General features: G+C 42.8%; 13 protein-coding genes and 2 pseudogenes. 10 read left to right on the forward strand and 5 right to left on the reverse strand.

All coding sequences use genetic code 11. From position 1 onward, the window contains the following. Window positions 1–162 precede the first annotated feature (162 nt). The 4 genes and pseudogenes from MKZ09_RS04070 to MKZ09_RS04085 form a co-directional block, all read left to right on the forward strand. Complete coding sequence (locus MKZ09_RS04070; protein ID WP_036680719.1) at window positions 163–1,053, forward strand: diacylglycerol kinase; 891 nt, start codon at window positions 163–165, stop codon at window positions 1,051–1,053. Between the two features lie 63 nt (window positions 1,054–1,116). Beyond that, window positions 1,117–2,667, forward strand: a complete 1,551-nt coding sequence (gene rlmD, locus MKZ09_RS04075; protein WP_076207558.1) for a 23S rRNA (uracil(1939)-C(5))-methyltransferase RlmD — start codon at window positions 1,117–1,119, stop codon at window positions 2,665–2,667. Between the two features lie 420 nt (window positions 2,668–3,087). Beyond that, window positions 3,088–4,056, forward strand: coding sequence for a phosphotransferase enzyme family protein (locus MKZ09_RS04080; RefSeq protein ID WP_076207560.1), 969 nt, complete (start codon window positions 3,088–3,090; stop codon window positions 4,054–4,056). Window positions 4,057–4,197: 141 nt separating this feature from the next. Next, window positions 4,198–4,447, forward strand: a pseudogene (locus MKZ09_RS04085) (GNAT family N-acetyltransferase); the annotation flags it as partial. Window positions 4,448–4,553: 106 nt separating this feature from the next. Here the strand turns inward: MKZ09_RS04085 and MKZ09_RS04090 are convergent. The 4 genes from MKZ09_RS04090 to MKZ09_RS04105 all read right to left on the reverse strand — a co-directional run bounded on the left by MKZ09_RS04090 (window position 4,554) and on the right by MKZ09_RS04105 (window position 9,550). Further along, complete coding sequence (locus tag MKZ09_RS04090; protein ID WP_076207563.1) at window positions 4,554–6,266, reverse strand: M56 family metallopeptidase; 1,713 nt, start codon at window positions 6,264–6,266, stop codon at window positions 4,554–4,556. A 108-nt stretch (window positions 6,267–6,374) separates the two neighbouring features. After that, window positions 6,375–6,974 (reverse strand): DUF1129 family protein, encoded by a 600-nt coding sequence (locus MKZ09_RS04095; RefSeq protein ID WP_076098738.1) that lies wholly within the window; start codon window positions 6,972–6,974, stop codon window positions 6,375–6,377. Next, window positions 6,968–7,306: a PadR family transcriptional regulator gene (locus tag MKZ09_RS04100; protein ID WP_076207566.1), complete on the reverse strand. Its 339-nt coding sequence runs from the start codon at window positions 7,304–7,306 to the stop codon at window positions 6,968–6,970. Before MKZ09_RS04100 ends, MKZ09_RS04095 begins: the two co-directional genes overlap by 7 nt. Before the next feature lie 453 nt (window positions 7,307–7,759). Beyond that, complete coding sequence (locus MKZ09_RS04105; protein WP_076207569.1) at window positions 7,760–9,550, reverse strand: flavocytochrome c; 1,791 nt, start codon at window positions 9,548–9,550, stop codon at window positions 7,760–7,762. A gap of 272 nt (window positions 9,551–9,822) precedes the next feature. Here MKZ09_RS04105 and MKZ09_RS04110 point away from each other — a divergent pair, with 272 nt between their 5' ends. From MKZ09_RS04110 to scfB, 5 genes and pseudogenes are all read left to right on the forward strand, one after another. Further along, the gene (locus MKZ09_RS04110) at window positions 9,823–11,409 is read left to right on the forward strand and encodes a cache domain-containing sensor histidine kinase (RefSeq protein WP_076207572.1); all 1,587 of its coding nucleotides are present in this window, start codon (window positions 9,823–9,825) and stop codon (window positions 11,407–11,409) included. Then, window positions 11,384–12,166, forward strand: coding sequence for a response regulator transcription factor (locus MKZ09_RS04115; RefSeq protein ID WP_076207574.1), 783 nt, complete (start codon window positions 11,384–11,386; stop codon window positions 12,164–12,166). The genes MKZ09_RS04110 and MKZ09_RS04115 overlap by 26 nt, the downstream gene beginning before the upstream one ends. Before the next feature lie 73 nt (window positions 12,167–12,239). Beyond that, window positions 12,240–12,320 (forward strand): annotated as a pseudogene (locus MKZ09_RS34360) (SF0329 family protein); the annotation flags it as partial. A 447-nt stretch (window positions 12,321–12,767) separates the two neighbouring features. Further along, a complete protein-coding gene (gene scfA, locus MKZ09_RS04120) occupies window positions 12,768–12,917 on the forward strand; it encodes a six-cysteine ranthipeptide SCIFF (RefSeq protein ID WP_076098734.1) in 150 nt (49 codons plus the stop codon). 122 nt (window positions 12,918–13,039) lie between these two features. Then, window positions 13,040–14,434 carry a thioether cross-link-forming SCIFF peptide maturase gene (gene scfB, locus MKZ09_RS04125; protein WP_076207576.1) on the forward strand — a complete coding sequence of 465 codons (1,395 nt, stop codon included), beginning with the start codon at window positions 13,040–13,042 and terminating at the stop codon, window positions 14,432–14,434. A 454-nt stretch (window positions 14,435–14,888) separates the two neighbouring features. Here scfB and MKZ09_RS04130 read toward each other — a convergent pair whose 3' ends face one another. After that, window positions 14,889–15,134, reverse strand: coding sequence for a helix-turn-helix domain-containing protein (locus tag MKZ09_RS04130; RefSeq protein WP_036684794.1), 246 nt, complete (start codon window positions 15,132–15,134; stop codon window positions 14,889–14,891). A 151-nt stretch (window positions 15,135–15,285) separates the two neighbouring features. Between MKZ09_RS04130 and MKZ09_RS04135 the strand changes: the two genes are divergently transcribed. Then, window positions 15,286–15,783, forward strand: a complete 498-nt coding sequence (locus MKZ09_RS04135) for a hypothetical protein (protein WP_076207578.1) — start codon at window positions 15,286–15,288, stop codon at window positions 15,781–15,783. Window positions 15,784–15,923 lie beyond the last annotated feature (140 nt).

The following is a 15,923-nucleotide window of genomic DNA, read 5'->3' on the forward strand; positions in this document are numbered from 1 at the left end:
CTGCATAGACATATATATAGTTGTTTTTGCCTAATAAGGTGTCGTGAATTGTTGTATAATGGAATATTTACGATTAATGTCCTCTGACATTGATTGTAGTGGTCCGAATTAGGTATAATCAATTAGGTTATTCTATTATAAAAAACAGGTGGCGTTCCGGTAATGAAAACTGCGAGATTGATTTATAATCCCACTTCTGGACGGGAAGAAATGAAGAAGCGGCTCGCCGACATTTTGGACCGGCTGGATACGGGTGGCATTGAAGCCTCCTGCCATGCAACGACCGGAGAAGGCGATGCTATGTTAGCTGCTGCGGATGCAGTAGAGCGCGGTTATGATCTAATCATAGCAGCCGGTGGGGATGGCACTTTAAATGAGGTTATCAATGGTATGGCGGAGAAACCTAATCTCCCCCCGCTTGGCGTATTGCCACTTGGGACTACCAATGATTTTGCACGTGCGATGGGGATTCCGAAGAATTGGGAAGATTCCGTTGATTTGATCCTTCGTCAAGAGTCGCGTCCGATTGATATCGGTAAAGCCAATGATCGTTATTTCATTAATATAGCAGGCGGTGGCAGTCTAACCGAACTGACCTATGAAGTTCCCAGTAAGCTGAAGACCATGATAGGACAGCTTGCGTACTATTTAAAAGGTATTGAAAAAATGGTCAGCCTATCTCCTCAGGAACTAATCATTCGTGCCAATGGGCAGGAGGTTATTCATGATGAGTTCATGCTGTTCCTGATTGCAAATACGAATTCTGTCGGCGGCTTTGAAAAGCTTGCTCCCGGCGCTCGAATCGATGACGGTCTGTTAGATGTTATTGCGGTTAAAAAATGCAACCTGGCAGAGTTTGTCCGTTTGGTTAGATTGGCCCTTCGTGGCGAGCATTTGCAGGATAAAAAGGTTGTGTATTTCCGTACGGATGCAATGGATGTAATTTCTCCAGGGCATGTCCAATTGAACTTGGATGGAGAACTTGGCGGAGAGCTGCCGGGTCGTTTTCGGATTTTGCCGCAGCATCTGCGGATTTTTGCTCAGAATAATTAGGGTTGTTTAAAAGTAAGAGTGGGATTATACAGTGATGATAATGAAAGAAGTGAACAATAAATAATGAGTAAACACCGCAGTGGACGCAGCACCAGCCGCCCAGCCGGCAAGGCGCCTGTCGCCGGACTGCCTGTGAATAAAAATGATGAGGTTATGCTCGATATTATCGGCATGACCCATGAAGGTGAAGGGGTAGGCCGCGTAGAAGGCTTTACCCTTTTTGTGCAGGGAGCCCTTCCCGGAGAGAAAGTCCGGGCAAGGGTGCTCAAGACCAAAAAGCAGTATGGCTACGCCAAACTGCTGAATATAGTAGAAGCGAGCAGCGCCCGCATCGCGGCGCCTTGCGAGATCTATGACCAATGCGGCGGCTGCCAGCTGCAGCATATGGACTACACTGCTCAGCTGGCGTGGAAACGGCAGCTGGTGGTGGACAACCTGGAGCGGATTGGGAAGCTTCGGGTGGCTGGTGGCGGGAACAGCGGAAAGAGCAAAGAGAATGAAGCTGGTAGAAGTCAGACGGACAGTGCCAACGATGTTGGCATCGCGGATGGTACGACTGATGGCGCTGGAGTGGCTCACTCGGATGGGATTTTTGTCCGCCCTACACTCGGCATGGACGAGCCTTGGCGCTATCGCAACAAGGCTCAGGTGCCGATTGGCGTAACAGAAGGCGGCCTTGTGGGCGGCTTCTACGCACGCGGAAGTCACCGTATCATCGATATGGAAACCTGCTTGATTCAGCATGAAGATAATGATGACGTTGTGCGCAAGGTGAAAGATATCGGCAGAGAACTTGGCATCTCTGCTTATAGTGAAGAAACCGGCCGCGGCCTGCTGCGCCATGTCGTCGTGAAGAAAGCTTTTCGCACCGGTGAAATGATGGTCGTTCTTGTAACCAACGGCCGCGACATCCCACACCTGGACGCCTGGATCGGCAGCATCCGCGAACAGCTACCGGATGTAGTCAGCATCTGCCAGAACGTCAACACTCAGCGTACGAATGTCATCTTCGGTGGCGAAACCCGCGTCCTGTGGGGCAGAGATGTTATCTATGACTACATCGGCGATGTACAGTTCGCTATCTCAGCGCGTTCGTTCTATCAAGTGAACCCGGCACAGACCGAAGTGCTGTACGGTAAAACCGTTGAATATGCCGGACTGACTGGCAATGAAACGGTTATCGATGCCTATTGCGGCATCGGTACGATCTCCCTCTTCCTGGCGCAGCATGCAGCTAAGGTATATGGTGTGGAGATTGTACCGGAAGCTATTGAGGATGCCCGGGCGAATGCGAAGTTAAATGAGATGAAGAATGTAGTGTTCGAGGTTGGTGCCTCTGAAGATGTCATTCCGAATTGGAAAGAGCAAGGGATTACGGCGGATGTTATCGTGGTCGATCCACCTCGGAAGGGCTGCGACCCGCGGTTACTTGAAACGATCCTTGCAATGAAGCCGGAGCGTGTGGTGTATGTGTCGTGTAATCCATCGACACTAGCAAGAGACTTGCGGGTGCTCGAAGATGGCGGATACAAGACAGTGGAGGTAACTCCGGTGGATATGTTCCCGCATACGGTGCATGTGGAGTCGGTGGCAGTGTTGGTCAGGAAAGACTAATAGTTGAGGTGTATTGGTAGATATAGCAAAGGGTGGGGAGAAATCCCTACTCTTTTTTATTTATATATGAAAATGTGGCAGGGGAGCATCGATCCGTAAGCCTAACTCAAACCGCCATATTAAAAAACAAACCCATGTTGATGCGTCAGCATATAACATAAAATCAATAAGACAGGAGTGCTTGTCAGTACATTTAATGCAGGATGGATGCACCGCTGGAGAAATCACTTAAAGTAATTTTTTACCATACAGCGGTTATATTTTATGATAACCTATTGGTGGAAGTTATTTCTTACCGAAAATGATGGAAGGGGTGACGTGTTTTGATAAGGAAGGATAATCAAAATTGTATGTTTATGAGAGGGCTTGCCTCTTAATGGAGTTTAGTCCTCTCATAAATAACGGGAGGAAAACATCGAAATGATGAAGTTAAGTAACATGGTTAGAGGTTTAGCTTCAGATGCCGTTGCAAAAAGTCTTATTCAAAATTGGGAGCATGACGAAGGTACATTAACATTCTGGCGTGCCAGTTCCAACTTCGTATATGCTTTCGAGAATAAGCAGGAGAAATATTTTTTGCGGTTCAGCTATGATCAAGAAAGTTCTATCGAACAAATTACAGCAGAGCTTGAATTCATGGAATATTTGAAATCTAATGATTACCCTTGTGTTTCTCCTATTCTTTCAGTAAACGGAAAGTATATTGAAACAGTACTGAAGTCAGAAGGAACATATTTTGCAGTTGTGTTTAGTTCAGCCCATGGCAACACATTGGATGAGAACATAACCGAGGTGCAGTGCGAGGACTGGGGACGGTCACTTGCTTCTTTGCATCAATTATCGAAGGTGTACGAGCCTGTTAGTACGAAGCGATTCAATTGGCAGGATATACTATGGAAGATTGATGTTATGTTACAAGCCTACCCAGATGAAAAAGAAGCAATTGAGGAACTTGATATACTTACTGAACGGCTTCAATCATTCCCTATTTCAAACACCAATTATGGAATAATCCATTATGATTTTCAACTGGACAACATATTTTATGAAGAGAATAATCGTGTGTTCAGTGTTATTGATTTTGATGATGCTGTTTATAGTTGGTACGCTCTCGACATTGTAACTGCACTTGATGATTTTCTTGGAGATGATATGAATTTGGTTCACTCTCAAGTGAAATCGTTTCTTAAAGGTTACAGTTCAGTATTTCCGCTGAACAATGAGGATATTAACCAGTTTTCGTATTTTCAAAGGCTAATGAAGTTATATAGGTTCTCGAAATTGTTATGGTCGTTGGAAGGCTCCGAGGTCGTGGATGCACCCAAGTGGCTTGATGATGTAAAGTTAAAGTTCGCTCGTGTTAGAGACGAATTGAGACGGGGATTTTAAGAACAAGACTGAGTAAATAACAAACAAGATCCTCCAAGTGTAATGCAAGGTGGATCTTGTTTATTTTAGTTCTGTTAAACTATGTTGCTCATTTTTTTGAAGAACAGGTAGAATAGTGCAATAAAGGTTGGAGTGAAAACAATGCATGTGATGACGGATAGATTGATAATTCGAAGTTTTGAATGTAAGGATTGGCCTACAGTGCTTGAATATAATTCGAATATTAGTGTCATGAAATATATACCTGAAGGGGTTTTTGACGAAGAGACAGTCAAAGAATTTATAAAGAAGCCAGAAATTTCCTTGTCGTATTAAAGGATAATGGAAGGTTATTTGTCATATTGTTTTTCATGAATACTTTGGTGAGCATACATATGAAATTGAATGGGTACTCAGGATTTCCTCGTTGCTTACGTCTAGCATGGCGAATTTCGTTAACTCCGCCTTGAATTTCGATATGGGTCATTCGAGGCATCGTCCATTGTGTAGAACATTGATCACTTTGTAAATGATTCCTTAAATCGGTCGATCCACCAACGTCTACGAATTTCTTTTCCCCATTTATGACCATAAACTCTTAATGTATATACTCGCCAGTACATAGGTGGATGATCCATCATTTGAAATTCCAAGAACCTTAAGAACCTAGGCGACCTTGCAAGAGATGACTTTATTTCTTTCAGATCATTTTTCTTTATACTATACTCTGCTGTTTTCTTGTTCGCTTCATCTTGGGAAGTAGCAAGAGTCGCTAAGCTATTAGCCATTTGCAGCGTTCCTCCATCAAGAAATGAAGCGCCTAGATGATCTGCCCTCACTTCCATCAATTGAGAACAGAATGATTGAAATACTGGAAATAGAATTACGAGTAACCAAACTAAAAAAAATAAAGGAATAGCAAAAGCTTCAACATCAGAAATTTGTTTGAAGATAAATAAAAGTGCAACAACCACAATTAACATTAATAGAACTCTATACAGTTGCCCAAACAGGATATCTCTCTTCTTTACATGAACTGCTTCGTGGGCTAATATCCCTTCAATAGCATCTATGGGCAATTTTAATGTAGCGGTTGTTAAAGTTACCATTGACCGTCCAATATTCATACCTGTTGCTAGTCCATTGTATTGTGCGGAATCAGTCTCATAAACTTTCACGTTTGGAATATTAGCTTTAGCAAATACCTTTTCAGCTACTGATATCACTTCAGGATCGGTTGCAAGTTTAGCATCCATGGCAACCTTTAGTACACGATCAGATATATATATATTAAATAACCAATAAACAATCGCTATACTAACCATCAACCACGCAGGAGTTCTAAAGTAATATAGGAGCAATATCATCCCAGTATAAGCGGATACCCCCTTTACTGTTATAGCAAAATAGAACTTGCCAAGAAGCCGTTTGATATTCCTTTTATGATAAAATGGCAGAATGTAAAGCTCATTTTCAATAGTATTTTCAAATTTGGTTCCCGTTCCCAATTCAGTTTTCCACTTTTCTGTTTCTTTAATTGTCAGGTATATTGTTTCTCCTGGTAATTGAAGTCGTAATACTTTGTTAAAGCTAGTTGTAAAGTCGGTATTTGATGTGAACAGGGTAAGATATGGATGAAGTTTTAACAGGTCTACTGTTGATTCGATAGTTATCTCCTGTATATCTTTGATTGAAAATTTTCTTGAGTCCAAGCGGGAAATGATATATAAGTTGCCTTGTTGTTTAGAAAAATACAGGCTAGTTGTAAAATAGATCACAAGACGTTTGATCATTTCGGTAATAGCAATGAGCAGCCCGTATACAATTAAGTATTTTAATGGGCTATTTTCGGGTCCATATATCAAATATAAGAAGGCACCAGTAAATACAAGGATTGAAATTCCCAATTCCCCAAGTATCCGTTGATTATTTCGAATAATTCCTATTTCCTCGACTTCTAGTTGGATGACTTCTTCCTTTAACTCTCCAAACTTCCCTTGACCCGTCATTAAAAGAGACATCGATAAGTACCCAGCCGAAACAAACGCAAAATAAATGAAACCTTCTGGAAAGCCCTGTTGATAGAAGATAAATCCAATTGCTAAAATAGCTCCGGTAATTTCACTTGCATAACCAAATTTACTACTCCATCTTCCAGTTAAGACGCCAACCATATAAATAATACAACCTAGTAATAGATATAACATAGTTTCAAAGATACTTGGGAACATATAATTACCTACAATTCTAATTATTTTTCTCATTGATCTTAATGATTAACAGATGAGTGTGTTCTCGTTCTAACTAGCGAAGTAGCACTCTTTGCTTTATTGTGTCGGTCAACGTTTCTTTTTCACAAATGTACCAAATAACGAATAGAGAATGATAACAAGGCTGACCGTAGCAGTAATATAAGCAGCGCCATCATGAAGAACGAGATGTGGTCTAGCAGGCAGAATACGATCGGACACAAGAAAGAATCCAACATATACGAGTATAATGACCATTCCTAGTCCGTAAATCATCCAGAAGGATTTGTGCTTTGAGGAGAAAGAGCCAGCACGAAGAATGGTAAATAAAACATAGGACAGGGCTAGTGAGAGTGCTAGATATACGATATTCTCGTATAGCGGAATCGTGAGGTCTCCGCTGAAACCGTTTAGAAAACGCCAAATAAGAAGCAAAGGGACCATAGGTGCAATTGTTTTTATTTGTTCCCATTTCGATGATTTGGGAAGCTCCTGAATGATCTCATTACAAAAGGACTTGGGATCTTGGCCAAATACTTGTTCGAATGATTTCCCCTCCCGCTGAGCCGTTAATAAATGATCTTCGAGTTCCATGAGGATCTCACTAGCGCTGGTATCCGATACGGCAGAGTTGCTCTGAATGTAGAATCTCATTTCGTTTAAGAGGGATTTATTTTTTTCGTTCAGCATTTAGCACCATCCTCTTTTTTTATAATACTGTTTACCGCATTACTTAGTTCGTTCCAATTTCCACGGAATAATTGAAGCTGCTGTTCTCCTTTTAGGGTTAGGCGATAGTATTTGCGGTTAGGCCCCGATGCAGAGGGACGTAGTGTACTTGCTACAAAATTTTCTTTCTCCAGACGAAGTAAGAGGGGATAGATGCTCCCTTCCTTTGCGAACACGAAGCCACTAAGAGCAAGCTTTTCCATAATTTCATATCCGTACGTTTCCTCTTCATCAATGATTGCAAGAAGACATCCCTCAAGCACCCCTCTAACCATTTGAGTGAACACGAGCATTCCTCCAATCGTAGCCTCTAGCTATATTGTTCAACAAGGTACTGAGTAAATAAATAGGTAGCTTGTATTGCAAGCTACCTATTAAATACTATCCAATTGTTACTTGTAATGCAAGTCAAGATATTATCATTTGAGGAATATGTTTTTTGGAAAGTTACTTTATTTCGTTAATAATAGAACATACTGTAGCAATTGACGAGCGTAGCCCCTAGGCTCCGCTATAAAAAAAATCGTGAAGATCTTCGTGGTCACACTTTTAGTCACAGTGCTTATTTTTTCATGACGATGACACGAATACATAAATAAACCGCCCTGTTCGCAATGTTGCTGACAGGGCGGTTTGCTATGTCATAGAGCGCAGCTTGAAAGTTAGCAGTCAACCGGCACTCTACAAGTTATCTTGCACGTTTTTAAGTCTACCTTATTAATAGAGCAGTTACACAAAAAATAAGATTACTCTGCTACAACTTGTTTGCCTGCAATCCGGCCGAATGTGAAGATATCAGCGATGGCATTACCGCCAAGACGGTTTGCACCATGAATGACCCCTGTTACTTCACCTGCAGCGAACAGCCCAGGGATGACCTCGCCTTTTTCATTCAATACGCGAGTCTTCTCGTCGATCACCAAGCCGCCCATTGTATGGTGAACGGAGGGTACAGCTTTTTCGATGTAGTAAGGACCTTTTTCAAGAGATTTCAATCCTCCGCGATGTTTGAAATCAAGGTCTTTACCTGTTTTCGCATAATCATTTACTTTATTAATCGTTTCTTTCAAAGTGTTCACGTCAATTTTGAAAAAATCAGCCGCCTCTTCAATCGTATCGGCTTTAAAGAGCAAGCCTTGTTTAACGAGTTGATCGTATTCGTCTTGATGAACTTCGATCGTTTTACCAATATCCTCAATGCCTTGATTCCATAATTGATACGTATATCCACCCGTTTGGGCAAGAATTGCTTTAGAAATAACGTCTCGACGTTCTAATTCCTCAACGAAGCGCTTGCCTTCTTGGTTAATCAGAATCGCACCATCGAAGCGGGAGTCTGCAACCAGGGAAATAACACCTGTCTCAGGATTACAGATTGGATACGTTTGAATACTCTCCATGTTTGTCAGTTTGGCGCCAATCGTTTCTGCCATAACGATACCGTCACCTGTAGATCCTGGTGTATCGGTAGTCATATATTTTTCATCCATTGTAGGGTTATACTTCTTACGCATCTCTACATTGGATCCAAAACCACCGGTAGCGATGATGACGCCTTTGTTCGCATGGAATGTGATCTTGTCGCCAGTACCCGAAGTCGCAGTTACACCTGTTATTTTGCCGCTTTCGTCCTTCAGCAAGGTTTCGGCTTTCATATTCGTTTTGATCGTGATTTGATCAGCGTCTGTTTTGGCTTTTAACTTAGTAATCAATTCAACACCTGTATGACCTACAGGAATCAACGCACGTTTTCTGGAATGGCCTCCAAATTGGAACAGATGATCAGGTAAGAACTCTACCTTGATATCATCGCGCAGCCATTCGGCAGATGCTAGAGCATTGTCGGCAAGTATACGAACCATCTTTGGATCCCCGAGGTTGTCTCCGCCTTTCATCGTATCATCATAGAACAAGTCAGCCGTGTCATCAGTGATGCCAAGAGCACGTTCAACCCAGTTGTCCGGCGCATTCATCTCACCACCGGAGATCAATGTGTTGCCGCCAACAGCTGGCATTTTCTCGAGCAGAACTACATTAGCTCCAGCGCTCTTCGCTTCGATAGCCGCACTAAAGCCAGCACCCCCGGCACCGATGACGACAACATCATAGGTTTGCTCGACTTCTTCTTTGTCTTTGCTTCCACTGACTGCAGCGCCAGCGACAAGGGTAAGTCCAGACTTCGTAATTGCATCTTGAATGGCTTCGAGATATCCTTTGCTTGTAACTGTAGATCCGCTAATGGCATCAACTTTTGCGCTGTTAGTTGCCATGACATCTTGCTTGAGCTGCGTATAAACAGGTTCTGCAAGTACTTCATTTTCCTTATGCTCTGTGACTTTAATGTCAGTGATCTTGTTATCTAGTAAGGAGACTTGTACTTTAATATCGCCATGTTTACCTTGCCCAACTCCTTCAAAGACTTGAACTCCGTTTGCATCTGAAGCGGGCTCTGCATCTTTACTGCCGCAAGCAGCAAGCGTGAACATAAGACTGAGGACTAGTAGAATAGATAACAGCTTTTTCGTGTGAGTTCGCATAATATCTCCTTCATTCTGTTGTGAATTGGTTACATACCCTAGGGAGAGGAAGATTTGCTAGGCAAATCCTTTATCTCTAGCCTAGACATGAATGTTATTTCATGTGAAAATATGCACAAGACCTATTATAGATTTAGTACAGCATTATGTATTTGCACAGATTAGTGTTTTTTTGTCTTTTTCGGGCATGTAAGAGACGGATATTGTGAAGGGCTATGATTACAATGAAATCAATTCACTTAAAAATCACGTTAATCGCAGGAGGCTGCTTCTTGCTGCTGTTCGTTGCATTGCTTGTAACAATATATTTGGAGATGAACCATACGGTTGTCCCTTTGAATAAGAACTTAACGCAGCAAGTGGTTACTGCACGCAGCGACCAGATTGATTATTGGTTTAATCAGCGCATTGGAGAGATAGACATGCTTGCTTCTCTAGCTTCGGACCATCAGTGGACACGAGATGAATTGCTGCAAGAGATCGATAAGTTCGAGGCGAAGAAGCAAGTAGAGTACGAATCCATACGCGTGGTGGATATTCACGGAAATTCCTGGTCAGCAAAGGACAAGCCTTTTTCGATACTAAACCGACCCTACTATCTAAAACTGCTGAATTCGGATACCAATTATGTGGTGAGCAATCCGATCGTATCCAAAGCGAATGCAGCCGAAATCGTCGTCATTCTTTATCGCGTGAATCCATCGGTGAATGATGAGGTAGCTTATATTGCCGCAGCCGTCTCCGTCAAGAAGATGAAGGAGATTGCTCAAGATGTAATGCTATATGACCAGTCAGGCCAGCTTATCGTCGATTGCAGAGAGCTGGGTGAAGGAGAAGGAGCGGAGGATGCAGCAGATAAGAAGAACATGAGTGTATTTGAGGCTCCAATTCAAAATGTAGAAGGCTGGAAGTTAGTACTCAAAGTACCGAATTCAACTCTATCGTTAGCGGTGATCAAAACCCAGCGGACTGCATTGCTGGTAGGCGTTCTTATCGGTAGTGCGCTTATCGTATTTCTGGTACTGCTTGCTTCTTCCATTATTCGTCCAATTCAGTCGCTTCGCCAGGTAATGGAAAATGTGCAGAACGGCAACCAAACCATACGAGCAGATGTTACGCGCTCGGATGAGATCGGCGATCTTGGACGAAGCTTCAATGACATGCTTGTTCAATTATACGCTGTGGAGCAGGACCGAAAGGAGATGGAACTCAGACTGATTCATGAGCAGATCAAGCCGCACTTTTTATACAACACATTGGATACGATCCAGTGGATGGCAACGGAACATGGAGCAGACAATGTGGTGGAGATGGTGGAAGCGCTTAGCGCGTATTTCCGATTAGGGCTTGGCACAGGCAGTCCCTACATTCTGCTTGATCAGGAGTTGTACCATGTCGAGAGTTATCTTCATATTCAAGGTGTGCGATATGAGGAGATTCTGGACTACGAGCTTCGATATGATGAAAAGCTTGCTCAGTGCCAAGTCGTTCGCTTCATGCTGCAGCCTTTGGTGGAAAATGCGATTTATCACGGGATTAAGCCACTTGGGGATCAAAAGTGCAAAATTTCGATTACAGCATATAAACAGGCCGATTATTTGGTCATTAAGGTTGAAAATAATGGGGTTATGATTCCGGAAGAGAAGCTTGAACAGATGAATCAAGCCCTTCTTGATGATACATATGATCGTTCTGCCACAGGCTTTGGGCTATACAGTGTAAACCATCGCATTCGACTAGCTTACGGGGTGCCATATGGCCTTGCAGTGAAGAGCGAAGATGGCATTACCGTTATGGTCATTCGAATACCTTTGGACGGGGAGTGGAATGAAGATGTGGAAGATTGTCATCGTCGATGATGAAACGATCATTCGCAAAGGCTTGCGACAATACATTGAGGAGAGTCCGTATCTTTTTGAGGTTGCAGGAGAAGCGAAAAGTGCAAACGAAGCATTGAATATGGTGGAGGAAGCCCCACCACATGTATGTCTTGTGGACATCAACATGCCGAATATGAATGGGCTCGATCTGATGAATATATTGCGCGAACGCTGCCCGTCGGTTCTGGTTGTCATCATCAGCGGGTACGATAACTTTGAATATGCGCGTCAAGCCGTGCAACTGCAAGCATTCGATTATGTATTGAAACCTGTGCCGAAGAGTGATCTGAACAAGCTGCTTCATCGGATCGATGAGCATCTTCAGGTAAAATATCCTTTGCATTCACATGAAGACAGGGTGGATAAGGAGCGGGAGTTTCCCGGGTATACAGGGGATGGAACAGTGCTTATCCAAAAAGTGACCGAGTATATTGACAGTCATTATCAGGATCCGGAGCTGTCTATTACTCGAGTAGCAGCGCTATTTCATATCAACCAAACCTATCTTAGCAAGCGTATGAAGCAAGAAATCGGTGCTTCATTCCTTGACTATGTCACCGAGCTTCGGATATCGAAGGCGAAGGAGATTCTGGATGACGTAATGCCGAATATCAAAATCGGGGATCTGGCCGTGAAGGTAGGGTATAAGAGCCAGTACTATTTTAGTCGTGTGTTCAAAAATAGAGTCGGTTCAAGCCCCTTAGAGTACAAAAAGCATCCGTTCGGTTATGGATAGGAGGGCTATTCTCGTCCCTCTGTAGCACGCCATAGATGCTATGCTCGGAGTTGCTTTCTATCAATACGGTTGGATTTTAAACATGAGCGAGAAGATGAAGTTAAAGCATCCGATTGTGCAATATTTTTATGAACTAAGGCGTAGTACATTATAAAATAAATAACTTCATTGAATATTCAAGAGCAGATAAACTGTCAAGAGTGTCTTAGGGCTCCTCATATAAGTTTGTTCACACTGTCTACCCACGCATGTGGAGAGTGTCGCTCTACTGGTAAGGAAGGATACAGTGCTATGAGATCCTTATATTTATTGGACTTTACGGACAAGTATGAGAAAAAATCGTTGTTAAAGAGATGGCATCATTGCCGTCTCTTTTTTTGTTTCACTTTTTTAGTATTGCCCTGACTCTGGTTCCTGCTACCGCATCCTACGATCACAAGCATGAAAGACTGCACGAAAATTAACGTTGATACTTATGTTTAAGCCCTCTCTACTCTGTTAGGTGACGGGCATCATAGACGTACTTGCGTGATGTTGCTACGATGTTCCATGGAAATTAAGTGAAAGTGATCACAAGAAATTACAGAAGGAGTTATTTAACGTGAAAAGAATCGTAACCTTAAGCACCCGCAAACTGATGGATACCGCAAAACACGGTGGATGCGGCGCATGCCAGACCTCTTGCCAGTCCGCTTGTAAAACTTCCTGCGGCGTTGCAAACCAGAAGTGTGAAAATGCAATGAACAGATAGGATTCGGAATTTTACCGCCCATTGCTCTGCTGATGGGCGGCTATTTTTAAGAAATGGATGCTACCTCTAAAGGAAGGCAAAGCCGTTTCTACTTGTGTGCAAAAGGAGCTTGATTAGTAAGTATGATTCATCAATATAAACTAAACGGATACAATATCGTGCTCGATACCTATAGTGGCTCGGTGCATGTTGTTGATGACCTAGCATATGAAATTATAGCGGATTATGAGAAAACTTCTGTCGATCAAATCGTGACAATGATGTTAGAGAAATATAAGCACGATTCCAGCATTTCTGAGAGTGAAATTCGAGAAACCATCGTGGATATCGAGGCGCTTATAAATGAGGGACAGCTCTTTACAAAAGATGAGTATGAGAACCTCTCGCTTGATTTAAAAAAACGAAAAACTTATGTTAAGGCACTCTGCCTCAATGTTGCGCATACCTGTAATTTGTCATGCGATTATTGCTTCGCTAGCCAAGGGAAATACAACGGAGATCGAGCAATCATGAGCTATGAGGTTGGACAAAAAGCTATCGATTACCTGCTTGAAAATTCGGGTCATCATCGCAACCTGGACATCGACTTTTTCGGCGGGGAGCCGCTTTTGGCCTGGAAAGTAGTTAAACAGATCGTAGCTTATGCAAGAAGCAAAGAACAAGAATACAAAAAGAAGTTCCGCTTCACCTTTACGACGAACGGGATGCTGCTGAACGATGAGGTCACTGAGTTTTTAAATCAGGAAATGTACAATGTCGTATTAAGCCTGGATGGAAGAAAAGAGGTTCATGACCGACTTCGCCAAACGGTTAACGGAAAAGGCAGCTACGATCATATTCTTCCGAAGTTCAAGGAATTCGTTCGTAAGCGCGGGGACCAAGAGTACTATGTACGGGGAACTTACACTCGTAACAATGTCGATTTCACCAATGATATATTTCATATCGCAGATCTTGGTTTTGACAAAATCTCGATGGAACCGGTCATCTGTGATCCAAGGGAACCCTATGCACTTACCGAGGAGGACCTCCCGGAGATATATAACCAGTACGAAATTCTCGCTAAGGAAATGATCGGACGCGGTGAACAAGGCAAGGGGTTTACCTTTTATCATTACATGCTTGACCTCTCGGAAGGACCTTGCATCCAGAAGAGAATCACTGGCTGTGGTTCAGGAACGGAATATCTTGCTGTCACCCCTTGGGGAGAGCTTTTTCCTTGCCACCAGTTCGTAGGGGATGAAGAGTATAGCATGGGGAACCTCTGGGATGGCATCACAAAGCCAGAGCTGCAATGTCAATTTAAAGAGAGCAACTGCTACTCGAAGCCGGAATGCAAAGACTGCTGGGCTAAACTCTACTGCAGCGGTGGTTGTCCTGCCAATGCACTGCACGCGACGGGTTCCTTGGTCGGAACCTATGACTTCAGCTGTGACGTCTTCCGCAAAAGAGTCGAATGTTCCATGATGGTAAAGGTGGATGAATCCATTCGAGCGATGGAAGAGCAACCTAACTAATTAAAATAACGAATGAATATACTATAACCGAGAAATCGACAATTTTAAATAAAGTGTCCTTTCTCGGTTTTTGTATGAATTTAGAGAAGGAGGACCGTAAGACAAGAGAGACGATCAGTTTCTGCAAATTGCAGATTACTGATTGTCTTTTAATCTGAATCTATGGAATAAATTCCGTGCGATAGGTTTGTATATCGTTGTTTTAGCTATGTATTATTTGATGTCTACATAGCACGATGAATGACACCTGAAAGCGGACCGAAGGATAAAATCTGGGGGTCAGATATTGCCTCAGGTCTCCATTTTATTGGACGTCGTAGGTACGTGTCTAAATCTGAATAATAAATCCCTTCAGGGATTCTGCATAAAAAATTTGCAGATCTATGTAGTATCTATTTAAATGAAAATAACGATCTATTCCAAAAACAGAGAGTTATCTCCCACTATCACTTCACTAACCTTCCCCCAACAACTCTCCAACAGAAACCTCCAATGCTTTCGCAATGGCAACCACCTCATAATCCTGCACAAGTCTATATTGACCTTCCAATCGCGATAAACTGGTTGGACTGATGTCTAAACCGAAGGTTTGCAACCTGGCAAGAAAATCCTTTTGCTTCATACGCTTAGCTTTTCGAATAGCTACAACTCGGGTTCCAATGATATTTTTGTCACCCGGGGGCTCTTTGCGATGCCTCATTTTGGTCTCACCTCACAATTTAACCAAATTGTATGCGAGGTAAGTATTGTTTTAATGCGAATATCGAATTAAAATGAAATAAACCGATAAACGCATTAAAATTTCCATACATCGTCTACAGATGTAGCTTTTCCCGGAAGGTGGGGGTGCAATGCAACATCTGATGTGCAAATATGAGGAGGAAAAGCGCAAGCTGAATGAACTCGGACTGCAATCACTGGAGCAGGGAATTCCGTTAAGCAGCAATGAAGCGGTTCAGGCTCAGAGTCGTAAGGTTGACGAACTCATTAATCGGATGTACCAAGAAAAAAACGGACATACAGTGTCGTTTCGTTTGAGTTTCTATCTTGGAGGGGATATGGTGGGCTTTCCGGCATGGTTTTTACAGACGATTCAAGGTCGATTGGATGAGGTGACCGCACAGATTGAACATCAATCCGAACCTAGATATGTTTTTGAAGAAGAGCGCAAAGCTTTTCAAGCGTTGTTTGACTCCATGGACTTTGCACGTATGCCAGAGTTTGAGCACTGGGAGGATAAGCTTCAATCGAAGCAAGCCGTTCTTTATGAACGTCTATATCTTCAAGGACTAAAGGATGGCATGCAGCTTGCACATGCCCTTACTGCCCCTTCAGTTCTCTCGGACTAAGACATGTCCTGCGGGTAGCGGAGAAGCACATAGGTATCGGAACCAAAGGGGATATATGGGATATATGCATATCTTATCTTCGGACTGTCAATGCGACAGTCTTTTTTTCTATATATATATTTGGAATTTGTGTTTTTTTA

This window comes from Paenibacillus sp. FSL R5-0908 (assembly GCF_038006245.1).
Taxonomy (GTDB): Bacteria; Bacillota; Bacilli; order Paenibacillales; family Paenibacillaceae; genus Paenibacillus_AQ; species Paenibacillus_AQ odorifer.